At 70.0% G+C, this 240-nt stretch carries 1 protein-coding gene; it reads right to left on the reverse strand.

The annotated features are described in order from the left end of the window. Positions 1-240 (reverse strand): isoprenylcysteine carboxylmethyltransferase family protein (locus BN358_RS24310; RefSeq protein ID WP_304412798.1); only part of this gene is annotated, 240 nt, incomplete at both ends.

Here is a 240-nt window from a genome sequence, read left to right on the forward strand (position 1 = left end):
TCCTCCCCGAACACGACCCTGCACTCGGCTTCGTCGGCCCGCGCGGTCCAGATCAGGAATCCTGTGGCCGCCAGGGCAAGCAGGGCTCCCGCCCACATCGGCCGCTTGAAGAAGATCCCCCAGGTGAGCAGGAGCAGGGAGCTGTAGAGCGGGTGCCGGATGTAGCGGTAGATGCCCGTCGTGACCAGCCGGGAGGTCGCCTCGAACGGCAGCAGCGCCGGATCCGCGGCACGGCGGCCC

The organism is Sedimentibacter sp. B4, assembly GCF_000309315.1.
GTDB classification, from domain to species: domain Bacteria; phylum Bacillota; class Clostridia; order Tissierellales; family Sedimentibacteraceae; genus Sedimentibacter; species Sedimentibacter saalensis.